This window comes from Pseudomonadota bacterium (assembly GCA_039033415.1).
Taxonomy (GTDB): Bacteria; Pseudomonadota; Gammaproteobacteria; order Xanthomonadales; family SZUA-38; genus JANQOZ01.
The window spans coordinates 31,535-55,787 of sequence record JBCCCR010000007.1; the positions used below are offsets into that span (position 1 = coordinate 31,535).

The window sequence follows — 24,253 nt, forward strand, 5'->3', positions numbered from 1 at the left end:
GCGGGTTCGTCGTTTTATCTCGATCTTTCTATTCAGCCACAAATTTTTCCGATGATCGATAGGGAGAGCAAGTGTGGGATGGAAACACATCGTCACGAAGAGCCAATGTGATACAGCGAATACGCATCTTCTTTCTCTTGCAAACTGGGTGGGCATCGTTTTGCCAGCATTGTTTTTTCACTGCTTGTTAGGAACGAGCGCTCTGGCGGAGACCATTCGACTCGACCAGCTTGGCAACAACGGATTTCAAATCGATGGCGAGTCGATGTCTGACCTCTCTGGCATCAGCGTTTCCGGAGCCGGCGACGTTAACGGTGACGGCCTTGCGGATGTCATTGTCGGGGCAACGGGTGTTGACACCCAGGGAATAACAATTTTCGACGTGATTGAGGACGTCGGTGCTGCTTACGTCGTGTTCGGCAAGCCAAACAATCTGGATCTCGACCTTGGCAGCCTGGGGACCAATGGCATCAAGATTGTGGGTATCAGTCCAGGCGATCGAACCGGCTTTAGCGTGTCGGGGGCCGGTGATGTCAACGGCGACGGGTTGACGGACGTCGTTATCGGTGCCGACGGCATAGACATTCCAGGCGGGAATGATGCAGGTTCGGCTTTTGTTGTGTTCGGTCGGCCAGCTGGCGGCCTGATTAATCTCAGAAATCTGGGTGCCGGTGGATTTCGAATTAACGGAGAGAGCCCGGGGGATCGTCTTGGCTCAAGCGTCGCCGGCGCTGGCGATTTTAATGGGGATGGCCTGGACGATCTTATCGTAGGCGCACAAGGAGTAGACCTATCCAATGCCATGGACGCCGGAGCCAGCTATCTGATATTTGGTAAAACTGATGCAAATGACATCAACGTCAACAATTTGGGCTTCCAGGGACGTCGGATAACGGGCGCATCTGCAGGCGATAGATCAGGCTTCAGCGTATCTGGCGCAGGTGATGTAAACGGTGATGGTCTTGACGATGTGATTGTCGGTGCAACAAGCGCCCGTCCCAACAGCACCACCAATGCTGGTGCCGCCTACGTCATTTTTGGCGACACAAGCATTAACGAGATTGAGCTCGGGAGCCTGAACACCAGCGGATTCAGAATTACTGGACAGTTTTTTCTCGAGGGACTAGGTCGAATCGTGTCCGGTGCCGGTGATGTCAATGGAGACGGGCTCGGTGATGTCTTGGCTGCCGGCTTCGAATCCAGGGAGGCATACGTGATTTTCGGAAAAAGTGACTCCGCCCAGGTCGAAGTCGAAAATCTAGGTACTGGCGGGTTTGACTTAGTCAATCTGGGTGGGGTCAGTAACACGGTCGTCGCCGGTGCCGGAGACTCCAACAGCGATGGGCAGGCGGATTTGATCCTAGGATTGGACCGCGAACGCACAACCGCCGATGTCCGCGCGGGTCTGAGTCACCTGATTTTCGGCAAAGCTGACGCTGGGCCGATTGATGTGTTCAATGACGTTGCTGGATTCGTGCGATATGAGGGTGTCGCCGCCAACGACGATGCTGGCCGAAGCGTCTCGACAGCCGGCGATGTTAATGGCGACGGCCTCGCTGACCTGATTATCGGCGCACCAGGCGCAGAACCAGACGGAAACGATTCCGCTGGCTCGAGCTACGTGGTTTTCAGTCAATCCGAACCGGGACAAACTGCCACCTATCGTCGTCATATCAGAAATGGTGATCCTCCCAGAATTGCGATTGGCATCGCGGGCGACGGCAGCCAACGCAGCCATCCCGACTCCCGCGCATGGATCGATTTTTCGAACGGCGAGACCCCAGGCGAAGCCGCCTCAATCGTTACTGTTACGCTGAACCGCAATGACGGATCCTTCGGTAACGCGGCAGCCTTTGTGTCATGGGAGGTATCGGCTAATCGCGACAACTGGTCCGGCGCTGAAGTGCAGTTTCGCTATCTGGATGACGAATTATTCCCAGGAGTAGAAGAAAGGCAGCTTAGTCTGGTGCATTCAGTCGACGGCGACGCACCCTACACCGTGCTTTCGGCCACGGTCATCAATCCGATGAACAACACCATTTCGGCGTTGGTGGACGAGCTCGGCTTTTTCTTTCTTGAGGTTCCCGAAAAGATTTTCGACAGCGGCTTCGAGGAATAGGTAACCACAAACCTATTAGCCGCAACTATGCTGAGCAGGAAGGAGCAATACTCGATGTCAACACCCGATGAGATGGGCCTCACGCCGGAAGCGGCGAACGGCTATGAACAATTTTTTGTGCCGGCAATTTTTCAGCAATGGCCGCCAGTCCTCATGGCAGCAGCCAGGATCAGCAACGGTGACGCCGTTTTGGATGTTGGCTGCGGGACCGGGGTTTTGACACGCGAACTGACCCAGCACGTCGGGGACACCGGAAGCCTAACGGGCTTTGATCTCAGCGAGAGCATGCTGAGCGTCGCAAGGGAGCGCTGTCCTGGCGCGACATTCCTGCAGGGCAACGTTGTCGAGCTCCCGTTCGAGGACCAACGATTCGATATCGTGGTCAGCTCCTTCATGCTGATGTTCGTTCCGGACCCGAAGAAAGCCCTAAGCGAGATGAGGCGCGTGCTCAAGCCAGGAGGCCGATTAGTCGCGAGCGTTTGGCAGGGTCTTCAAGACAATATCGTTTACCGCCATCTGGTAGATGCCACACGCGAGGTTGCCGGTGAGGAAGCAGCCAAATCGATGGCCTGGCCTTTTACGATGGGTTCACCGGGCGCGCTAGAGTCGATTTTTGCGTCTGCCGACCTGGAGGAAGCCGAAATCACCCATCATGATGGAACCGCTGATTTCCCCTCCGTGGAAGATTTCGTCACAACCGAGGTTCAGGCTTGGCTGTTGGCGAACGACGTGGAGCAAAAGCAAATCGACGAGATGGTGAGTCTGATGCGGACGAAGTACCCGTCCTTCGAAGACGCCACGGGGCCCGTTTCCTTCCCGCTCAATGCTCTGATCGGAAAGGCCGATGCGGTGTGAACGCTGACAAACCCGTCATTTCTACGTTTTTTCCGTAAGAACCAGCGTGCAACGGTCATCGCCTTAAATCTCTGATTCCAATTCAGGGCAAGTCAGACGCATCTCACCGCAACAGTTACGGGTTGACGTAGAGCGCAAAGCTGCGACAGTCTCTGGCATTCGCCTGCGATGGTGTTTGCAAGGGACAATGGATCGTGACCCAGGAATTGAAAGCCAGCTACGTCGTCGCTGTCGCGGAACAGATTTCGTTCGTCTCGGCATTTCTTGGCGGCGTGGCGGCGACCATCCTCTTCAGCGTAATCATTTTTGCTTCCGAAAAGCGTATCGTCACGTTTTTGGTTGCCACAGCGACCCTGTCGGCCTGTAGTCTTTTGGTGTCAGTGATTGCGGGCTGGAGACTCATTATTGCCCTTCATCCAGATCTTCCATTCACGCCGGATCCAGATAAAGTGACGCTCCTGTGGAATTCGTTAATTGCGGGCTACAGCCTGGGGGTCAACAGCCTCATTGTGAGCATCGGACTTTCCGGCTGGATCCGTTCACGCCTTACCGGCATAGTGACCTCGACGATCGCGGCGGCATCAATTGTCTTCTTTGCGTCTACGAGCATCTACGCATAACGCTTCTACCTCGCAACCTCTCGTAACGCTTCCAGCAAAAGGTGACTGCAAAAACTTTCGCAGTTACCTAGCACGCGTCAGCGCGTAGATGGCAAACGAACCCAGCCAGTGCGACCCGACATAGTGGTCGCCGGTTACGAAGGGCAGCGACGCAGCCAGGTGCTGATCCGCTGACGCCCGCAGCTTATTCGCCAGCGAGGCATCCTCTAGAGCATTCGCGATGATCAGCAGGCTCCACGCTCGGCTCAGATTCAAGCCATCGAGATGCACAATCTTTGGGTCGGTACGGTCGCTGACGTCCGCGGGCTGAAGCCCGCTCTGCCCCAGCCTCGGAAGGAACTCGGCCAACCAGTCCCGAAACCGGTCGCCCGCCATCACGCGAGACATCAGAGCCGCCTCTTCCAAGCACGGCGACAGGAAGTCTTCCCCGCTGGGTTCCCAGCCGATCGGGCAGTCTTTGTCGCTGCCGTAGTACCGCAGCGCCGTCTCTTCGAGCAGCTGCGCAAACGCTTTATCGCCCACAGCGACTGCATAGTCGTAAGCAAACGACATGCCGAATGCGGTATTCGGATGAACGCCCGTCCGCACCGGGTAGGTCTGGATCGGCAGGAACTCCATGTAACGATCGCGGATGTAGTCTGACAGCGGCTGTAGCGCTTTTGACATCGCTTCGCCACGCTCATCGTCCCAGCCGACCAGCTCATTTTGCAGCTGCAGCAGCCACGCCCATCCGTACATCCGTTCCCAGCTCTTGGACTCCTGTTTGAAGTAATCAAGTTCAGCCAAAACGTTTTCATCCGAAATCGACTTGAGAAGCTGCGCAAAAACCGCCTCTCGACCGGGAAGGTCTTCGTAGTCTTTGAGCGCTTTGACGAGCATCCAATGCCCATGGACCGATGAATGCCAGTCGTAGCAGCCAAAAAATGTCGGATGGAGCTCTCTTGGCGGGCGTAAATGACTGGCGTCGCCAAGCAGCTGATTGAGCTTATTCGGGTACTCCTGCGGGATGCAGGTGATCGCAAGCTGGGTGAAGCGCCCGACTGCGTCCGCGGTCATCGCCGGTTCTTCCGCCAAGCTGGTATTGACGCTGCCGACCAAAGTAAAACACAGAATCGTCAGTGCTAGGGCCTTCCGTTGTCGGTGCATAAGAGATCCAACGCCCATATCTTAGAGGCCGATATCCTCACACACTTCGGGCAACACGTCGCGCGTTAATCCACCGGGGAGCCGCTTAAGACGTGGGTCAGCTATCGCCGCCGTGTCGCGGCCGTCAATGACCTGCTTTATCCACTCCGAAAAATAGGAAATCCGGCTATATATCTCTTGGACGCCATAGCGACCAATACCGCCTCCTTTAACGCGGGAACTGATGCCGTAGACCGTGCCCTGACCGCCTTCAAAAGTGTAGGCCGGTCCGCCACTATCGCCTCCGCCCGATACGCCTTCTAACGGAAGCGCATCGGGGCCCTGGTCGAAAACGAAGGTCATCGTTGGACCGTCGGCGCGCGCAACTTGGTTTTGAGCGCGACGCAGCACCCCAGCGTTGGCAAAGCTGTCAATCGTCTGCCCTGCGCTGCCGTTGCCGGTCCCGCCGATTCCAATCAGCCAGAGGATGCGGCCCTCCTCGTCAGCCTGTGTATTGATGGTAAACGGTTTAACGTCGGTCACGGGCTCTGCGAGCTTCACTAAGGCAATATCGTGGCTAATCCCTGGCGTATAGTCTTTATGGACGAACACCTGTTCCACCGGAACGCGCCGTTCGTTGATCAACACCTCAGCATAAGGCACCACGCAAAACGTCGCGTGGGCCGCCGTTAGAATCCACTGCGTGTCAATCAGCGTCCCATGCGCCCCATCAACATAAAACGTAGCCAATTGCGGCACTGTATTCGCTGGGACTCGATATTTCTGATCGTCAACGTCATGTCTGATGACGATCGAGTTGGCGCAAAACGATGCGCTCAACAACGCCATGAAGGCAAATTTCATCAGTAATCCTAACAGCCAATGCAAAGGCTGAAGCGAAAGGTTGAGGGATCTAAGGAATCGACTTTGGCTCAGCGGTTTCAACCGGACCCGGCAAAAACCGCCGGCCGCATATCACGCCACGGCTGTGCTTTTTCCAGAAACGCGGCCAGCTGCAACAGCGTCGCCTCATCGCCATATCGTCCGGCAAGCTGGATCGGTACCGGCATATCGTTGTGCATACTGGCCGGCAGCGAAATGGCTGGCAGCCCCGTCATGTTGAACGGCGCTGTGTAGGGCACCACCCCGAAGTTGCGGTCGTACCAGTGACGGCCGGATAACGACGCGTCGTTTTGATTGAGATAGCCCAGTTCGATCGGTTCGTGCCGCAACACTGGAAGCAGCAGCGCGTCGTAGTCGGCCATAAAATTCCCGATGGCTCGCGATATCGCGTTAATCGATACAAAAGCTACTTCAACGTCGATCGCCGAAAACCCGGCTCCGGCTCGAGCACAGGCGAGCGTTGCCTCTTCGAAATATTCAGGCCCGGGTTCAATGCCAAGCTCCTGACTCAGGCCATAGACACCGGCCGCCAGAAATGATGTCCACGCCAAAAAATTGGCTTCGTTGAACTGGTCAGGATCGTACTGGGGAGAGGCCATTTCCACATGGTGACCGGCGCCTTCAAGCACCGAGGCCGTCTGGTCAAGCGCCGCGACAATCTGGGGATCGGGCTTTGGCGTGCCAGGAAGACTGTGCGTCAGTGCGATACGAAGCGGTTTTAGTTCACGCGCAATTTCTTCGGCGTACGGCCTTACCGGCGGGGCAATCTCAAACAGGGCCCCTACTTCCGGCCCCTGGACCGCATCAAGAAGACGCGCGCTATCGCGAACCGTGCGCGACACGGCAAACTCGATGCCCATACCCATCAGCGGAAAGCCGTAATCTGGGCCAAGCGGTGTTCTTCCGCGCGTGGGCTTGAGCCCGACCAGTCCACAATTGGCTGCCGGAATCCGAATCGATCCGCCGCCGTCATTGGCGTGTGCCATCGGCACAATCCCTGCGGCCACTGCCGCCGCCGACCCGCCGGACGAACCGCCACTCGATCGGTCTAGCTTAAAGGGGTTGCGGGTCGGTTCTCCGTAAACTAAGGCCTCAGACGAAGCGTTAAATCCAAACTCTGGCGTGGACGTGATCCCGACAACGCTGCACCCGGCGTTGTGGAGCCTCGTCGCGAGCTCGGAATTTGTTTCCGGCACAAACTGACCTGCTGCCAGCGCCCGGCAACCCGAGCGGCACGGAACGCCAGCGATATGAAGAACCAGGTCTTTGGCGAGGAACGGGACTCCTCTAAACGTGCCTTTTGGGTCGCCGAGCACCGGTGTTTCCAGTCGATCAATAACGGCATTGATTTGACCGTTGACCTGATCGATCGCCTCATTGGCCGTGCTGACCAGTTCATCAGGCCTGACCTCCTTGCGATCAACGAGCTCAGCCAGCCCCGTGGCGTCATAAGAAACATATTCTTCGAGCTTCATGGTTTTCACCCATAATTACAGCGACAGAGGTGGGTCTCAGCCTATCGCAACACGCAACCGCTAAGGTGGCCATTTGCAGGACAGCTGGCGTTCCAATCTCCACGCATGGAAGGTTTACGCCGTTCTTTACCTGTAACCCCTTCCGGCATCATTCGTTACGCTCTGAATACGCCGTTCAAATTGGTACATAAAGATGCCGAATTTCCCCCAAACAAACGCCGCTTTGCTCGCGACGATGGCCCTGATGGTCGGACTTCTGGCAGAGCCCTGCCTTGGCGAAGAAATCACTACCGTCAGTCTGAAGGAAGTTGGAACCCGTGGCTGGTTCACCGTTGCTGGACCCGTGGCTTCCTTTGATCCCACCAGCCCACACGTTGAAATCTGGGCTCCTGGGTCAAGTCAGAATCCGCCGGTCATGGTGTTCGCCCACGGCGGCGCCGGCTACCGGGACGACGACCACGCACGCGTTGAGATGTTTCGCCGCTTTGGCTTTGCCACGGTGTCCTTCGATGCCTATGAGATGAACGGTTTGACCGATTGGGAGTTCGTCAGCCGCAAGGTCACCAACAGCGCCAAACAGAAAATGATCTGGGGAATCTATGAGGGCGCCGTGTCTTATGCCGTGGCGCGCAGCGACTGGGATGGACAAAACACGTTCCTCTACGGCACATCGAACGGCGGGCGAGTTGCGCTATACGCAGGCTCCTTACTTAAGCTCGACGGAATCCAGGGGATTGTGGCCGAAGCGCCGGCAGCCACTGGACTCCCACTAGGGGATTACGCCATTCCAACCATCGTCATCTTCGGCAAACTCGACACCTGGGCGGGCAAATCGGAAACCGATTTTGTCTGGACAAGAACTTATCCCAATTCCCCCACATCCATCGCGGACTGGGTCGAAGCGATGCAAAGGCGAAGCAGGCCCGTCAGATTCATCTTCTATGAAAACGCCGGGCACTTGCTATTCGACGGCCCGCTAGAAAAGGTCACCGTAAAACGGGGAAAGGCCATCGCCTTTTCGGCGTACCGCGGGGCTGACGCTGGCGTGCTGGAGCAGTACGAGCACGACGTCATGACATTTGTTAGCGATCTGACTCAGTCAGATCGACGGGAATGAAGAGCTGCAACCCTGGACCGCAGCATGGAGGGAATAAAGCGAGTTCTTACAACCCCCAAAAAAACTGTCTAACCCTGTACACACCTTGGGCAGACGGCTACGCCGTTGAATGCTATGTTGCTTTGAGACAAAAACGGATTCACGGAGCAGTTCATGCTGAGTTTCACAGTCAACGGCCAGCAGCAACAAACCGACGTCGATCCGGCTACCCCCATACTGTGGGTTTTGCGAGAGCAATTTGGCCTGAACGGCACCAAGTTTGGCTGCGGCGTCGCTCAGTGCGGTGCCTGTACGGTGCACCTCGGCGGTACGCCGATACGCTCCTGTAGCGTGCCGATCTCTGCTGCTGCCGGACAGGAGATCACAACCATCGAGGCGATGGCCGGCCCAGACGACCAGCTGCACCCCCTGCAGCAAGCCTGGATCGATGAGCAGGTGCCGCAGTGCGGCTACTGCCAGTCGGGTCAGCTGATGTCGGCCATGGCGTTGCTCAACAGCAACCCCTCGCCTGACGACTCGGCGATTAGCGCCGCTATGCGGGGCAATGTCTGTCGGTGCGGCACGTATCCACGTATCCGCCGGGCGATCCATCGCGCAGCCAAGGCCATGGCAAGCCAGGCGGCCGAGTCCACGACGGAGCAAACCGGATGAACAAGTGGACGCGCCGAGGCCTGATTGGCGCCGGTCTCGCAGCCGGCGGGGTCATGGTGCTAGGTGTTGCGGTACGGCCCGGACACCGTGCTCCCAAGATGGCAGAGCTGATGACCAGCAATGGCGAGCAGTTGCTGAACCTTTGGGTCAAAATTGCGCCGGACAACACCATCACGGCCATTGTTCCTCACTCCGAGATGGGCCAAGGAGCCCAAACTGCGCTGGCGCAGATGCTGGGCGATGAACTGGATGCTGACTGGTCGCAGATCCGGGTCGAGGAAGCGCCCCCGCACAAGGAGTATGCCAATCACGTGCTGGCCAAGGGTTTTCTGATCGGCGACAAAAAGGTTCCTGCGGTGCTGCTGCCGACCGTCGATGGTGCCCTCCTGGAGGTTAGCCAGCTGTTTAACCTGCAGATCACCGGCGGCAGCACCAGCGTTCGCTCAACCGGGCAGTTTGGTATGCGCGTGGCTGGCGCCGCAGCACGGGAAATGCTGCTTCAGGCGGCATCCAGCGCCTGGGCAACGCCGATCGACGCACTGCGGACCGAGGCAGGCTACGTCATCAGCGACAGCCAGCGCGCGCCCTACGCGGACTTTGCCGCAGCTGCCGCCAAGATCAAACCGCCAGTCGCCCCAAAACTCAAGAACCCCGGCGACTTCACCCTTATGGGCCGGTCAATTCCCAGGTTCGATGTACCTGAAAAGACTGACGGCAGCGCCCAGTTTGGCATCGACGCTCACGTCGAGGGTTTGCTTTACGCAACCCTCCAGCAAAGCCCGGTTTTCGGCAGTCAGGTGGCGAGCATCGACGACACAGAAGCGCTGCAGATGCCAGGCGTACGCGCGGTGGTGAATCTGGGTGACGCGGTTGCGGTGGTTGCTGACGGCTACTGGACGGCAAAACAGGCTCTGGGAAGAGTCAAAGCCCAGTGGGAGACCACCGACGCGGACGGGATCAGCGGCAGCGATATTTTTGCACAGTATGAGCGAGACATCTCGACCGCCATTGCCGAGGACAAAGGAGAAAAGCACCGGGCGCTCGGCGACGTAGCTGCGGCGATTGAATCGGCAGAGACGGTCGTAGAAGCCACGTACCAGGTGCCCTTCCTGGCGCATGCGACCATGGAGCCGCTGAACGCGACGGCCCGTTACACAGAAGATCTGCTGGAAATCTGGACCGGCACACAAAATCCGCTGGGCTACCAGGCGGACGTAGCTGAGGCCATGGAGATGTCCGACGACAAGGTGCGCTTAACCAATTTCTATATGGGTGGCGGTTTTGGCCGCCGCTCCGAAGCCGGTGTGGCCATTCAAGCGGCCAGGCTCTCGCGGGAGGTGGGCGCCCCGGTCAAGCTCATCTGGTCCCGCGAGGAGGACATCCGTCAGGACCGGTATCGCCCGGCAGTTACCAGCCGTTTTGTCGGCGCGGTGGATGCCAGCGGCAACCCGGTTGCGTGGCAGAACCACTACGTTCAAAAACGCCATCCACCGGACGCGGCGCTAATCCCCTACGCGATCCCCAACGTTGGCATTTTCAACGTGGACAGCTCTACCCACGTACCGTTTGGGCCGTGGCGGAGCGTGGACCACTCGCAGCAGGGCTTTTTCACCGAATCGTTTATCGACGAACTCGCAGTCGCCGCGAAACGTGATCCCTTTGAGTTTCGGCGCGACTTGCTCAAAGACGCAGACCGTCATCGAACGGTTCTGGAAACGGCTGCCGAGAAAGCTGGCTGGTATGAGCGAACCGGACCCGGCGAGGGTCGCGGCATCGCCTTGCAGGAATCGTTTGGAACATACGTTGCGCTGGTGGTAGAGGTGTTGGTGGAAAACGGCCAGGTTTCGGTCAATCGGATTGTTTGTGCGGTCGACCCTGGCCTCGCCATCAACCCGGACGGCCTTACCGCGCAGATGGAGTCGGGCATTATTTTTGGGCTGACCGCCGCTCTGTACGGCGAGATCAATATCCAGAACGGTGCCGTCAAGGAAAGCAATTTCCACGATTATCCAATGCTCCGCATCGACGAAACGCCCATCATCGAGACGCACATCGTCAACAGCGGCCACGCTCCCGGTGGGGCTGGCGAGCCCGGCACGCCGGTTGTTGCGCCGGCCCTGGCCAACGCCATTTTCGCCGCCAGCGGCCTCCGAGTCCGGAGTCTGCCGGTCAGACTCCCGACCGAGGGCGGATTTAGCTAGTGGTCACCCGCCCTTAAGACTCGTGAAGGGTGAGCAGACGGAAAAGCGCCTCTCGTGCACGAGGCTGCCTTCGCCCTAGGCTACCCAGCGTTTCGATCGCCTCCTCACCCAGGTCGCGATCGTTATGCGTGTGGGCAATTTTTGCCAGGGCTGGCAGCCCCTCAGCTTCCGGAAGCTCACCCAGCGCCTCTACAGCCGCTCGTCGAACCTTCCAGGCCGGGTCTTCGTCAATCAGTCGTAGCAGGACTGGCAAAGCCCTCGGGTCATCTTGCCAGGAGAGCCCTTCCGTGGCGGCCTCGCGGAGCCCCGGGTTTTCCAGCGTCCGCACGAAGCCTTCGAGCACTTCAAAGGCGGCCGGATGGCTGTGGCGCGCAATCGCCCGAATCAGCGATTCACGCACCCTTGGACGGGCTTGCCCATTTCCGCCTGCAAGCAGACGGACCAGCAACGTAATGCTGTCTTCAGGATTGTGGCGACCGAGCCAGTTCAGCGGCTTCCCTCTCAAGTTGATTGGAACCTGGAAGTCGCTGTTGATGACCCGAGTAACCACCCCATCGGGGGAGATGCGCAGCAAAATGGCGATCGGTCTTCGCTCCCAGCCGGCGTAAGGCGGCTGTCCGGAGAATGCAGCGGCCCGCGAGTCATCTGCGGTTAGCAGTTCACTCAAAGGACGTCCCTTGAGGGCGAACCGGCTGCCGCCAAAGTTCCAGCCGCCGGCGTAGCTGTACCCGTTCGGGTCCGCCCAACGATCAATCGACCAGCCAAGCCAGGCCTCCTCCGTAGGATTCTGCTTGCTTGCGTCCGTCCAGCGCTCCGCCAGTGACCCGGATTCGAACCGCTCTACGGCCGCCGCGCTGCACGGGAGGCTCACAACCAGAGCAAGCAAACCCACCATTGCAGTTACGAGGTGCCTCACTGTCCGGTTCCCATACCCTGCAACAGCTCGATCAGCGCCTCCCGGGCTGCAGGCGTTTCCATATCACCCAGGGACTCGGTTGCCGCACGCCGCACCCTAGGGTCAGGGTCGCTCTGTGCCACCTTCAGCAGCGCGGTCGCGGCCTCAGGCATTTCGAAGTCTTCCATCTCATCAACGATGGAAAGCCGTCGTCGCTGATGCGGAACTTCGCCTAGCAAGGCTACCAGGACGTTCAGCGCCTGCCGGTCCTCTCGGTCGGAGAGCTCGTCGATCGCGGTCATGGCCAGCCGATCGTCCGTTCCGCGGATCGCCTCTGTCAGCAAGTCGATCAGACCCGCCGGCTCCAGCTCGACCAGATATTCCAAGGCGTCGGAGCGAAGTTCGGGATCGCGACCCTGATCGTCCAGGACTGACATCAGCGTCGGCGTGACGCTGGCCGATTCGTGATGGGTTAACGCGTGGAGCGCCGTGCGCTGAACCTTGATCGACGGGTCATTAAAGACCAGATTCCGAAGTTTTTCGGAGGCTGCGGGAAGATCAATGTCCTCCAGCACATCGGTGATGCGAGCACGTAGCTGTTCGTCGGTTGTGGCGTCCAGGTGCTGGATAATTACCTCCAGCGAACGTTCATCGCCGATTTCACCGAGCTCCGCCAACACCTGCAGCATCCGGTTATCGTCATCGCTGCGGCCAAAACGGCGGACGCGATCGGAGTATTCTTTTTGTCCTTGTCCATCCAGCTGCCGAGCCAGGCGCACCATTGCCCGTTTGGCGTCGTCGCTCCACTCGCTCCGCCGATAGCTCGCCAGATGGTTGTCATAGCAGCCAAACACCTCGGAAGGCGCCTCCCCCAACTCGTCACGTGCGTAGCAGCGCCAGAACTCCGCGTCGTCAGCCCAGTCGGAGCCAGGGTACTGCTCAACCAGAGCGCCAAAGGTTGCCAGGGCTGCAGACCAGTTTCGATCCAGCACCTGGTTGTAACCCTGCTGATAAGCTTGGGCAGCGCCATCTGCATTGGACTGAGCCCTGGCGGCTCCCGAGGCAGCCATCAGCCCGGAGCACAGGCTCACCACTTGGACAATTGTGCGAATTTTCATAGTTTTGCTTCCTTGGTTTAGACCCCGCCGTCCTGCGGCTCGGGCAAATGTCTCAGTTCTTCCAGCGTTAGTTGAAAAAGGAGGCCACGGTTATCGATGGCCGCTTTCAGGATCTGAAGGCTGCCGGCGTCCTGCTTCCGAGATAGGTTGGCAACCTGGATAAACACCAGCTCCAGCTCACCCACCAGCTGCGCCTCCCGATCACGGCCGGTGTCCTCAAGCTGGTCGATCAGGCCTCGCGCAACATCAGCCAGGCGTTCGGCAGCACGCTGTTCCGCCGCCAGGGCCTCGCTCCCCAAAAAACTGGCGCTCACCAGCTCAGGAACTTCGCGATTGGTGACCGCCAGAAGCAGCGGCGCCGCTTCCTCAAGGAAGGTTAGATAGCGATCCTCCTCAGACACAGAGGTCTCCACGAGGCGCGGACCATCCACCGGGCTGTTGGTGACCATCAGACCGCCAAGCCCAACACCCAGCACCAGCATCGCGGCAGCGAGGAAACCCGCCATGCCAAAACTCATTGAGCGCGAACGCCGCGGTGTCGGAGCCAGCTCGCGAGCCACCTTCGGCCAAGCGTTGAGCTCGCCGGGCAAGGGTTTCGCCGGGAGCACCAGCGAGGCCTGGAACGCCATCTGTGCGGCCAGCTCGGCACTGCAACCGGCACAGGTTTCGACGTGCCGCGAAAACGCTTCCTGTTCCGGCCCCTCCACCTCGCCCATGACTCGATCACTGATCGCGGCTTCCCACTCTTTGCAGACGGTCATAGCGATGCCTCCCGGTGACCCGAGGAGTCGTCGAACTCCGCCATCGCCTCCCGCAGCTTCCGCATGGCGCGAAACAGCAGGTTTTTTACGGAACCCTCGGCGCGCGACAGCACCTCAGCCGTTTCACGGGTCGACAGCTCTTGAAACTGCCTCAAAACGAAAACACTGCGCTCTGCGGGCGTTAGCGTGTCCATCGCCTGCATCAGCTCACGCCCGAGCTCAGCGCTCGCCGTGACCCGTCCGGGGTCGTCGGTGGGGTCCGGGGTCTGCCAGTGCTCTGCCAAGGCGGGGTTTTCATCCATCGAATCGGTTACCTTGCTCCAGCGCTGCCGGCGAATATGATCCAGACAGGTGTTGTGAGTGATGCGGTACAGCCACGTCGCAAAGCCTGAGTCGCCTCGAAATCGCGGTAGCGCCTTAATCGCCTTTATCATGACTTCCTGCATTGCATCCTCCGCTTCCGAGCGCTGGCCAAGCAGGCCCAGCGCAAGGTAGAAGACATCCTCCTGATGCCTTTCCACCAGGGCCTTCAGGGCGAGTCGGTCACCGTTTTTGGCCCGGCTCAACAGCACCTGTTCATCTGAATTGGCCACTCGGTCTCCCGTGTGAGTGTTGTAAGCGATTTACGTCAATCACCGCGTTAATTCCGAATGGGCCACTACAGTCCACTGGCATTTGGACGCAGCACAATCAATCTGGTTTGCAAGTGTCAACGAATTCGTTTTTCCGCGGTCGGATCAGGCTATCGGGATCTTTTTGCGGCGCATGATCCCGAATCTGGCAATGGAGAGCGTAACCTGTCTCCGGTTGGACTCAGGCGTTGGATTATCGGCAAAAAATCTGAGGGATGGCTAGCGGGTCAATCGACCCGCATCAAACCAGGATGGGTTGTTTCGGCTGGGTTGGCCGTGAAGTCTGCTAACGGCAGCGACAATCAATTAATACTTAAGCGCAAAGCGCTTATAAAGAGGCAGGATGTCCCAAAGCCCGTCTTTCCAGGTCCGCGCGATCCAGACCAAAAAACCTCACCGCATTGTTGAAGAAGATGTCTCGCTTCTGCTCTGCGGTCAGAAAATCCGCCCTCTCCATGATCTCAATCGATTTCGAGATCAGGCCCGGCCAGTTCATCGCGTCAGCGCCGAACATCAGGCGATTGGCGAAGCCAGCATCGACAACATCCTTTAGCTGCCGGTAGAAGTACTCGGTGCCTTTGCCCCACATGATGCCGCCGATGTCGACATAAAGCTGCGGGTAGGTCCAAAGCATCATGATCAGCTCGTCGTTAAAGCCTTCGGCCATATGCATGATCGAAATCCGGAGCCCTGGATGTTTGGCGAGCACCGGTTCCAGCAGAAGTGGATTACCGTTGGCCACACGATAGTCGGGGTATAGCGCCGCAGCACCCGGGGGGCCGCTTCCCATATGGATCTGCACCGGGATGTTCAGTTCCTCCGCCATTGCCCAGAACGGCATCATTTTGTCGTCTTTTGGCGATACGCCGATGTACTGATTACTCACCTCGCCCAGCACTAAGAACCCGCCATCCTTAAAGAATTCGCGAGCCTGCTCAGCCGTGTGCGGATCGCGCATCACGTTCAGCTGCAAACTCTTGATGAAGCGATCGGGCGCCGCCGCTTTCCATTCGTTAACGAGTCCCGGCGGACCGCTCAGGATTCCCACCGCGTTATTGCGCACCAGCTCATCGACGACCGCTTTGAGCATCTTCTTTGGTGTCTCAGGCGTGGGGATGGGGTCGTCGCACTGTGGATTTCGGGTAACGCCCATGAGCTGCATAGGCCACGCTTTGGCGGTGGTGGGAGCCGGCAGCTTTGGTGCCAGGGGAACGCATATAAACGAAGGAATTGGCCCGTTAACCGTTGGCAGGTTAGCGTGCACGTGGACGTCGATGATCGGGTGCTGGGCATCAGCCGCCCCCACGCCGAAAACCGCCGCTAGCAGCATTCCTCGGAAGGTCTCCATGGCTTTTCTCTTGGTATCTTGTTATTTGTTAAATGCCATCCATCGGGAAAACGCACAGCGGAACCAAGTGGTTATCAACACTATTCCTGCTGGCTGTCGATCGAGCTACGAATCTCAACTGTACACTGTTATGCTAGCTCTGCAGATGGGTCTTTTTTGGCTCTATCCTCGGACCCGAAATTCCGGATCGCAATCCTTGTCGATGAATTTTCGGAACCCAAAAACAACCTTGCCTCTGGGCCATCAAAGGCCACTATCCATGAGAACCCGCCGATGCACACTGTCGAAATCACTCCGCCCTACCTCCTATTCCTGGCTGACGAAACTCGAGAAACCTACGTCAAAACAGGACGGGGAATCGTGGATTGGAGGCGAGCCCTCTGTGGAGGCCAACTGCGCCTAAGCTCAGACACACTGGATCTGGGTCTACCTGATTTATCGATCGAGGAAGCGAAGGCCGCAGGCGTGCGCACGCTGATCATCGGCACCTCCCAGGTTGGAGGAGACATTCAGAGCAAGTGGATCAATAAGCTTGCCGAAGCCGCGGCCGCTGGCTTGGACATTGTCGCAGGCCTCCACACGCGACTCAGTTCCGTTTATGAGATCAACGAAGCCGCACGGCGCGGACACAGTCGAATCATCGATGTAAGGTCACCGCCGGCTGATATTCCCGTTGGCAGTGGAAAACCCAGGTCTGGCCAAAGAATTCTCACAGTGGGAACCGACTGCGCCCTGGGCAAAAAATATACTGCACTGCAGCTGGAAAAGGACATGCGGGAAACAGGCATGAACGCCGATTTTCGCGCATCAGGCCAAACCGGGATCATGATCGCGGGTAGAGGCATCCCGATCGACTGCGTGGTGGCTGACTTTATTTCCGGAGCAGCAGAGTTGTTGTCACCGGCTAACGAAGATGATCATTGGGATGTCATCGAAGGCCAGGGTGGAATCTTTCATCCGGGCTACGCTGCGGTCACTCATGGCCTGCTTCTTGGCTCGCAGCCCGACGCCTTCGTGGTCTGCCACGCTGCGGGCAGGGAACACATGGCGGGATGGGACCATGTGCCGCTACCGTCCATCGGCGAGGTCATCCAACGCACTGTCGACATTGGCCGGCTGACGAACCCCGACATCCGTTGCGCGGGTATCAGCGTTAATACGTCGCAGCTCACTGCCGATCAGCGAGAGGAGTACCTGACCAACCTCTCACAACGATATGCCCTGCCCTGCGTGGACCCGGTGGTCACCGGCTGTCAGGCGATCATCGAGAACCTATAGGGTCCTGGCTCGCTGACTCGTGCTGAAGTAACGAGAGGTAACGGAACAGTCCACTGTGGTCGAGCTCTTGGTGTCCAGCGTCACACATCGCCTCGAACAAGGATTCGGTCAGCCGCAGGACGGGTAAACTCAGGCCAAGCGACTCGGCTAGTTCATGGGCAGTCCGAAGGTCCTTCAACTGTACTTCAGACTTGGCGCCCGGAGCGAAGTCACCGCTGATCATTCGTTCGCCGTGTTGGCGCATGATGGTTGAGTCAGCGAAGCCCCCAAGCAGCGCCTGACGCACAGCGGCCATGTCGCCGCCGCCGGCCTTCACTAGCAGTAGCGCCTCAGCCACGGCGTCAATCGTGATGCCAACGATCATCTGATTGGCAAGCTTGGCAAGCTGTCCACACCCAATCGGGCCGACGCGTGTCAAACGGCCCATGACTTCGAGAATCTGCGACGCTCCCACGACAACGTCCTTGTCCCCACCTGCCATGATCGTCAGCTTTGCTTCAATCGCCCCTTTTTCACCACCGGATACGGGCGCGTCAACGTAGTTGATGTGCTTGCCGGAAAGCTGGGTGGCATGGGTACGAGCGGTCTCAACCGGGATCGAACTCATGACAATGACCGTACTTCCGGCTTTCATGCGGTCTGCCGCAGCCATACGGCCCAGCAGCACGTCGGTGACCACAGGCCCCGTGCTGAGCATCGCAATAACGAAGTCTGCGCCGTCGACCGCTGCCGCAGGCGTATCGGCGATCACTGCCCCTTTACCCGCCAGAGTTGCACATTTTTCACGCGTGCGGTTCCAGACCGTGACGGGATAGCCTGCATTTAGCAGATGCCCACACATGGGCAAACCCATGATGCCTAGGCCGAGAAAAGCGAGCGACGGTTTACTCACTGCCGATATCCTTCAAACCATGAAAAGGAATCGCTGGTCATTCCACTCGGCAGATACTCCGCACCCAGGTAGCCTTCGTAGCCGGCATTGTCGATCGTCTCGAATATCCGCTGGAAATCCAGTTCACCGCTGCCCGGCTCCTGCCGCCCAGGAACGTCAGCAAACTGGATATGCCTGATTCTTGCCGCATGACGTTTAATGTGTTGAAGCGGGTCATCTCCCATCCGCACTACGTGATAAACGTCGAGCTGCAGGCCGGAGTTAGGCTGCCCTGCTTCGTCCAGCACGAGCAGCGCGTCGGCCACCGTGCTGAGGCAGACGTCCACATTATCCAGCCTATTCATCGGCTCGATCGTTACTGAGATGTCATGGTCCGCACACAGCTCGGCGGCAGCCTCCAGATTCCGAACAAGTGTTGCCAGACAGCTGCTCTTGGTAGCGTTTGTGGGGATTCGTGACGGGCCGAGGTGCACGATCGGACAGGAGAGCGTCACCGCCATCGTTATGGCCTGACCCATAGCCGCTTGAAAATCCGCCTCCCGTCCCGGTACCGCCGATACGCCCGGACCACCTTCAAGAAAATCGCCCATAGGGGCATTGCACAGCACGACGTCAACACCGGCACTTTTGGCGGCGGTACCCAGGAGGGCTATGTCGGTCCCTTCAGAAGAGAGGATCTCGACAGCCGAAAAACCGTCAGCACGCGCTGCGGCAAACCGCTCGAGCAACGGCAGTTCCCGATAAAGCATCGTGACGTTGGCGGCGAATCTCGGCATCCCTTAGATTTTGGTTTGATCGGCGCCTTTGGTCCCGATCATCGCTCTGGCCTCATCCGGCGTGGCGATCTCCAGCGACAATTCCTCAAGAATGCGACGGATGCGACGCACCTGCTCGGCGTTGGACTTCGCCAATCGTCCTTTGCCGTACCACAACGAGTCTTCCAATCCGACACGAACATGGCCTCCTAGCAAGGCGGCCTGCGTTACTGCCGCGATCTGATCTTTGCCGGCCGCAAGACACGACCAGTGATAGTCGTCACCAAACAGCTTGTCAGCCGTTTCCTTCATGTGAACGATCTGTTGCGGCGTTGCCTCCAGTCCACCCGGGAATCCCATCACCGACTGAATAAAATACGGCGGCTTGAGCCAGCCCTGATCGACCATGTACTTGAGCGTGTACAGCTGCCCGATGTCGAACGCCTCAAACTCAAACTTGATCCCGCGATCACGGCCCAGTTCCAGCGCAACCTGCTCCATGCCCGCGTACGTGTTGGTCATCGTGATGTGCTTGGTCGCCTCAAGGAACGGCTTTTCCCATTCGTGAAGCCACTTTCCCTCGAACCGATCAACCACCGCCCATACGCCAGGGATCATCGGACCGAGATTGAATGAACAGACTTCGGGTTCGAATCGCTTGGGCGCAGCTAAACGCCTTTGAAATAACGCGGTGGAGTCGCCGTCAGCCACCATCTGTCGGTCCGGTTGACCGGTCGTTATATTGATAATGGCGTCACAGTCCGCTTTGATCGGCGTCAGAAACTGCTCGTAGATGTCGGTATCGTTCGTGGGAAATCCGTCTTCGGGCTCACGAGCATGCAAATGAATCATGGCGGCGCCAGCCTCGGCGGCTTCCAGCGCCTGCTCGGCAATCTGCTCAGGCGTTATCGGCAGGTGCGGTGACATCGTCGGCGTATGAGCCGCACCGGTTATGGCGCAGGTAATAATGACCTTCTCGCGACGTTTCATGGCATCTCCCTGATTACTTGGGTTTTGGGGTAGCTCTACGCTTGTCCAGAAAGCTCGAATACGACCGGACACAGTACTCACTGGCGGCACACTTAGCCTGGGCCTGCGCTTCTCGATCAGCAACTTCCGTATAGCTGGCGCCTCGCGAAGCATCACGCATCAGCGACTTGGTAAGCATGTGGGAAATCGATGATCCTTGAGCGAGTGATCGCGCCCAATTCATCGTCGCATCATCCAGCTCATCACTCGGAACAACCCGGTTAGCGATACCAAGCCTCAGGCAGTCTTGTGCGTCCAGAGTCTGCCCACCCAAGGCGAGGTCAAGGGCTCTGGAGTAGCCGAGCCTGTTTACAAGCTGCCAACAGGCACCACCGTCTGGCACGATGCCTAGCTTTGAAAACACCAGCTGTAGCTCCGCGTCCTCCGCCATCACAACCAGGTCGCACGCCAAGACAATCGACGCCGCAAAGCCCACGGCAAAACCTCTTACCGAGGCGATCAACGGCTTTTCGTTACGCTCGATGGACTCGAGCAACGGCAAGACTGACTCCTGCATGACCGCGGTCAGCTTGTCGGCATCTTCAAAAAGCCCGCTCGCCAGATCGATCCCGGCAGAAAACACCCTACCGCCGCCGCCCTGCAGCACGAGCACGTTTACATCGTCGTCAGCCGCGGCGCGATCAATCGCATCGGTTAATTCAAACAACGTCTCAACAAGGAACGCGTTGTGCTTTGCGGGCCGGTCGATGGATAGCAGCGCAACTCCGGCTTCAGCTGTCAGGCTGACCTTATCGATGGTAATCACGCGTCCACCTCTTTGCTGCCTAGGGGCCGAGCAGGTTAAGGAAGGCAAAAACAGGAATGAACAGCAGCGCTCCTACACCCAAAATGGTGTAGTGGCAGCGAAGTACCGCACCCAATCTTGCCTGGCTCCAAAACGACTCGCGCCAGGCAAGAACCACATACCAGCCAAAAACGAGGGCCAGTAGCGCGATGAGATTTGCCAGGATGGCAAAAAGCGTAAAGCGGCCACCGTGTCCGAAAAAGAGCGCGTCGGTAAGGGTTGTCCCGGGCGCGTAGCCGAGCAGCAGAACCAGCGGCTGTGCGACCAAACCGATCAAGACCATCAGCGGCAGCCATTTCGCCCACGGACGACCGGAGATGCGCGGATAGAAAACAGCAATCAGAGCGGTCAGGGCCAGCATCAGCAAGATGATCCAGGCTTTTCCGTAGGTTTGTGGGTTTTGTAGGGGCCCCGATTTTACCCAGACGTCGAAGCCAACCCGCGGGACGAGATAACTGATGTCGCCCGCATCGTCTCGGGCAAAGCTGAAGCTAGGCGAGTCGAGGAACAGGCCATCCAACGGCACCTCGCGATGAGAATCACTCCAGAATACGTCGGGGCCGATCGCCGCGTACGGACCCTTGCCGTTGATCATCAGACCGCTGGCGGAATCGTCGATGGACACACTCACGACATTGAAGGGGTTGGTGAGACTGAGCATACGCTCCATCGTGCTGAAGGCCGCGGATCGGCCAACATAATTCCCGACGTATTCTTCAAGGTCCGTGGTCGAGGCCTCAGAGATATGAGGCGGTTCGGGTAGACCAAAAAAGGTCTCTCTAAAATTGAACAACACTCCAAGGTTGGACAGCGGCGTGTCCACGACAACGTCCGGACTCGGCGTGGTGCGTTCTGACCCCGTAATGCTTTCAAGCAACGGTACTTCTGGATACTCGGCCAGCAGGGAGAAGAAAAACGCGGTATCCAGCTGCGGAAGCAGGACCATGCCCGAGTGCGTACCGGGCCAATCGCCCCCGTGAATCACCGCATCAAGTCCGTCCCAATTAAACGTGAAATAGATCATCCCGAAGCCGCTGGAAAGCGGATGGTTGGATCGAATCTGTGAGTGCATCGTGCGAAACGTTGCAGGGCTGAGAATGGCGTCGTCGCTTCGACCCGCGTCTAGCTGAGCCAGCATGTAGCGCGCCATATCGTTGCCCGTTGCGTTGATGCCGCCCACAGGCGCGAAGAATGGATGAACCGTGCGGTGCGGAATTTCCGCCGCGTCGCCGTTCGGAAGGAACCCATAAGACGTGCCCAAGCCCTCGGTCGGCTCTGGCGACATGTTGAGGACGCTGCGGGTCATACCGAGCGGAGTGAAGATGTGATCGTTGAAGTACTCGTCGATGCGCTGCCCCGTAACATCTTCAACAATGAGCCCCAGCATCGTCGTGCCATAGTTGTTGTACGAACTGTACTCACCCGGCGGGCTGACGACGGAAGGCTCATAGCGCTTGATCTCCTCGGCCGAGAGCGGCAGTTCGTAAAGCCGGTCCGTGCCGATGTTGTAGACGCGGTTTTCGAAGCCCGCGGTATGCGTCAGCAGGTGCTTGAGGGTAATGTCACGACCGTCGGGCGAAGGCAACTGCAGCCGCTTTAGGTATCGGTTTGCGGGATCATCAAGGCTTTCTATCCTGCCCTGATCCATCAACTGGGCGATGGCCAAAGCGGTGAAGGTCTTGGTCGTTGAACCGATGCGGAAACGCGTCTCCTCAGGATCGACAGGCGTGCCGGTCCGATAGTCGGAGAAACCATAGCCTTTCGACAAAACGGTTTTGCCTCGCTGCACCATTGTCAGTACGGCACCCGACATTCGCTTGCGCTCTAGCGCCTCGGTGAAGAGCGCATCTGCCCACGCCTCGACTTTCACTGGGTCAGGAGCCGTTGGTGCCGACGATTCGATCACCGGAAGATCGATATACGACATTCGCTCAACGTTACGCTCGAATGTCATTACCGGGTCACCGACCACAGGGACTCGGAGAAAGGTATCCTGATCATGGCCCGCAATAGCGATGCGTATGGCGTGGCCTGCATCGATCCGTGCAGATACCGGCAGCAGTGCAAGTTCAACCGTGGTCGTCTCGCCTGGCGTCAGCAGCCTGCCGTCCTTTTCGGTAAAGCTTCGGGCTGGCCCAAAATCCGAATCGATTGCACCTCGTGTCGACCGGTGCCGCAACCGCAGCTGCCCCTCCGTGAGCATCCGAACGTGACCGGTCTGATCAACATCTTCGAGATACACGATGAGCGCGCCATCCTCATGCGTCGAGCTGACCTGAACCGTTACCAACGCTGTCCCGGTGAGCTCGACCGCGTGCTCCAGCGGCGCCGAGGTGTACGTGAGCAGTTTAGTGTCGGCAACTGACCGGTCCTCATAGAAGACATCACCACCACCAAGCTGTGTCGACCACCGTGACGTCGGACCGGTCCCCGCAGAAAAGTCGACTGCGTAGCGATCGGACCCAACAACTGCCTCCGGAGGAGTTACTGACAGCACACCATCGGCGTCAAACCACCAACGTTCCAAGCGGTGACCACGCGGCGGCCAAACGTCGGTAGTTTTCCACGCGTTCTCCCCGACGGTGTAGTAGGAGAGCTCTTTTGCCGGGGAATCTGCACCTTCCGTCATTTGACCACGCACGAATTCGAAGATGTCTTGGAACTGCTCGTCGAGACTCGGGTCAACAGGCGAGTCTTCGGGTTTGTAAGGGTTGGCGTCGAAATTTGCCCCGTGACTCCAGGCACCGATCACATATTTTGCCGGGACATCAAATGACTGGAATCGCGCTAGAACGCCCGCTGCTGTTCCCGCATCAAACCAGCTTCCCCAGTGGTAGGCTGGCACGGGACTTTTCTCAAACGCCGCTTCAAAATTGTGAATACTGACGGCCATGTCCCCATCTGCATCCAGATCCGGGGCGCTGGGGTATTGATCTCGATACACGAGTTTATTGAGGCTGTCGGCAAGTGATTGGTTCGCCGCGTGCTCTTGGGTAGCCTGCTTGAGCAGCCGCTGATCGGTATCGTCGTCGACCGGTTTGACACCCAATACTTTTGGGTTTTCCGCGTCTCCGGAATCCCGTAGATCGCCCAAAATTGTCACGTCATTGCGATCTAAGGCCTTAGCACCTGCCGCCCATCGTTCGGTGATGTAGGCATTTTTCAGCCCACCGGGAATCACGATGCTGGTATACCAGTCAAAATCAGTAAATCGGGGTACCGTGGCCATCAGAGCCGGTGAGCGATAAAGGCTGGCCATTTCAGCGGTGTTGCCGTCGTATGAGATCCCCATAGACGCGACCTGGCCGTTGGACCAGGGCTGCGCGGCGATCCAGTCGATGACATGCGGCATGTCACGCGCTTCGGCCAGCGAGAATTCTGCTCCTCGCGATCCAAAAGACGCACCGGTCCCGCGAACGTCAACCGCCACAAATGCAAAACCCGCTGCTAGGCTCTGGCGCCGTGCCTCGGTCAGGTTGTCTGAAGGCGGGTCCATGGCGGTCGCGCGCCAGTAACGCGTAAACTCGACGATTGCCGGGATACCAACCTCCTCGTTCAATAGCCCGGGCAGCCAGACATCAACGGCAATACGCACCCCGTCCGGCATCGTCACGTAGGTGCTTGAGTTCGAGGCGGCGAGCGCAGGCGGGCTCAGAAGCTGTACCGCAGCCAAG

The 24,253-nt window shown here is 58.2% G+C and carries 20 protein-coding genes; 7 read left to right on the forward strand and 13 right to left on the reverse strand.

What is annotated here, in order from left to right:
* Positions 1–73 precede the first annotated feature (73 nt).
* The 3 genes from AAF358_07120 (at position 74) to AAF358_07130 (ending at position 3,594) form a co-directional block, all read left to right on the forward strand.
* Positions 74–2,119 (forward strand): integrin alpha, encoded by a 2,046-nt coding sequence (locus tag AAF358_07120; GenBank protein MEM7705303.1) that lies wholly within the window; start codon positions 74–76, stop codon positions 2,117–2,119.
* A gap of 54 nt (positions 2,120–2,173) precedes the next feature.
* Complete coding sequence (locus AAF358_07125; GenBank protein MEM7705304.1) at positions 2,174–2,974, forward strand: methyltransferase domain-containing protein; 801 nt, start codon at positions 2,174–2,176, stop codon at positions 2,972–2,974.
* Positions 2,975–3,168: 194 nt separating this feature from the next.
* Positions 3,169–3,594: a hypothetical protein gene (locus AAF358_07130; protein MEM7705305.1), complete on the forward strand. Its 426-nt coding sequence runs from the start codon at positions 3,169–3,171 to the stop codon at positions 3,592–3,594.
* Positions 3,595–3,657: 63 nt separating this feature from the next.
* Here the strand turns inward: AAF358_07130 and AAF358_07135 are convergent, their stop codons facing one another.
* The 3 genes from AAF358_07135 to AAF358_07145 form a co-directional block, all read right to left on the reverse strand.
* Positions 3,658–4,650, reverse strand: coding sequence for a DUF2891 domain-containing protein (locus AAF358_07135; GenBank protein ID MEM7705306.1), 993 nt, complete (start codon positions 4,648–4,650; stop codon positions 3,658–3,660).
* Between the two features lie 111 nt (positions 4,651–4,761).
* Positions 4,762–5,583: a trypsin-like serine protease gene (locus AAF358_07140; GenBank protein ID MEM7705307.1), complete on the reverse strand. Its 822-nt coding sequence runs from the start codon at positions 5,581–5,583 to the stop codon at positions 4,762–4,764.
* 77 nt (positions 5,584–5,660) lie between these two features.
* A complete protein-coding gene (locus tag AAF358_07145) occupies positions 5,661–7,097 on the reverse strand; it encodes an amidase (protein MEM7705308.1) in 1,437 nt (478 codons plus the stop codon).
* Positions 7,098–7,341: 244 nt separating this feature from the next.
* Here AAF358_07145 and AAF358_07150 point away from each other — a divergent pair, with 244 nt between their 5' ends.
* From AAF358_07150 to AAF358_07160, 3 genes are all read left to right on the forward strand, one after another.
* Positions 7,342–8,214, forward strand: a complete 873-nt coding sequence (locus AAF358_07150) for a hypothetical protein (protein MEM7705309.1) — start codon at positions 7,342–7,344, stop codon at positions 8,212–8,214.
* Between the two features lie 153 nt (positions 8,215–8,367).
* On the forward strand, positions 8,368–8,865 hold the full coding sequence (locus AAF358_07155; protein ID MEM7705310.1) for a (2Fe-2S)-binding protein: 498 nt from the start codon (positions 8,368–8,370) through the stop codon (positions 8,863–8,865).
* Positions 8,862–11,066, forward strand: coding sequence for a molybdopterin cofactor-binding domain-containing protein (locus AAF358_07160; protein ID MEM7705311.1), 2,205 nt, complete (start codon positions 8,862–8,864; stop codon positions 11,064–11,066). The genes AAF358_07155 and AAF358_07160 overlap by 4 nt, the downstream gene beginning before the upstream one ends.
* A 13-nt stretch (positions 11,067–11,079) precedes the next feature.
* Here the strand turns inward: AAF358_07160 and AAF358_07165 are convergent, their stop codons facing one another.
* The 5 genes from AAF358_07165 to AAF358_07185 form a co-directional block, all read right to left on the reverse strand.
* Positions 11,080–11,982: a HEAT repeat domain-containing protein gene (locus tag AAF358_07165; GenBank protein MEM7705312.1), complete on the reverse strand. Its 903-nt coding sequence runs from the start codon at positions 11,980–11,982 to the stop codon at positions 11,080–11,082.
* Positions 11,979–13,079, reverse strand: a complete 1,101-nt coding sequence (locus AAF358_07170; protein ID MEM7705313.1) for a HEAT repeat domain-containing protein — start codon at positions 13,077–13,079, stop codon at positions 11,979–11,981. The genes AAF358_07165 and AAF358_07170 overlap by 4 nt, the downstream gene beginning before the upstream one ends.
* Positions 13,080–13,096: 17 nt before the next feature.
* The gene (locus AAF358_07175) at positions 13,097–13,840 is read right to left on the reverse strand and encodes a zf-HC2 domain-containing protein (GenBank protein ID MEM7705314.1); all 744 of its coding nucleotides are present in this window, start codon (positions 13,838–13,840) and stop codon (positions 13,097–13,099) included.
* A complete protein-coding gene (locus AAF358_07180) occupies positions 13,837–14,433 on the reverse strand; it encodes an RNA polymerase sigma factor (GenBank protein ID MEM7705315.1) in 597 nt (198 codons plus the stop codon). Before AAF358_07180 ends, AAF358_07175 begins: the two co-directional genes overlap by 4 nt.
* A 367-nt stretch (positions 14,434–14,800) precedes the next feature.
* Positions 14,801–15,820, reverse strand: coding sequence for an amidohydrolase family protein (locus tag AAF358_07185; protein MEM7705316.1), 1,020 nt, complete (start codon positions 15,818–15,820; stop codon positions 14,801–14,803).
* Between the two features lie 156 nt (positions 15,821–15,976).
* On the opposite strand from AAF358_07185, the gene AAF358_07190 reads away from it, so the two are divergent.
* Entirely contained in the window at positions 15,977–17,098 is a 1,122-nt protein-coding gene (locus tag AAF358_07190; GenBank protein ID MEM7705317.1) for a DUF1611 domain-containing protein, read from the forward strand.
* On the opposite strand, the gene AAF358_07195 is transcribed toward AAF358_07190, so the two are convergent.
* Genes AAF358_07195 through AAF358_07215 form a run of 5 tightly spaced genes read right to left on the reverse strand, consistent with a single transcriptional unit; the run spans position 17,082 to position 24,252 of the window.
* Positions 17,082–17,990, reverse strand: coding sequence for an NAD(P)-dependent oxidoreductase (locus AAF358_07195; GenBank protein ID MEM7705318.1), 909 nt, complete (start codon positions 17,988–17,990; stop codon positions 17,082–17,084). The two genes, AAF358_07190 and AAF358_07195, sit on opposite strands and share 17 nt — an antisense overlap.
* Positions 17,987–18,766 carry a TIM barrel protein gene (locus AAF358_07200; GenBank protein MEM7705319.1) on the reverse strand — a complete coding sequence of 260 codons (780 nt, stop codon included), beginning with the start codon at positions 18,764–18,766 and terminating at the stop codon, positions 17,987–17,989. The genes AAF358_07195 and AAF358_07200 overlap by 4 nt, the downstream gene beginning before the upstream one ends.
* A gap of 3 nt (positions 18,767–18,769) precedes the next feature.
* Positions 18,770–19,735 carry a 3-keto-5-aminohexanoate cleavage protein gene (locus AAF358_07205; GenBank protein ID MEM7705320.1) on the reverse strand — a complete coding sequence of 322 codons (966 nt, stop codon included), beginning with the start codon at positions 19,733–19,735 and terminating at the stop codon, positions 18,770–18,772.
* 13 nt (positions 19,736–19,748) lie between these two features.
* The gene (locus AAF358_07210) at positions 19,749–20,540 is read right to left on the reverse strand and encodes an enoyl-CoA hydratase/isomerase family protein (GenBank protein ID MEM7705321.1); all 792 of its coding nucleotides are present in this window, start codon (positions 20,538–20,540) and stop codon (positions 19,749–19,751) included.
* Between the two features lie 19 nt (positions 20,541–20,559).
* Positions 20,560–24,252 carry a CocE/NonD family hydrolase gene (locus AAF358_07215; protein MEM7705322.1) on the reverse strand — a complete coding sequence of 1,231 codons (3,693 nt, stop codon included), beginning with the start codon at positions 24,250–24,252 and terminating at the stop codon, positions 20,560–20,562.
* Position 24,253: the final 1 nt, after the last annotated feature.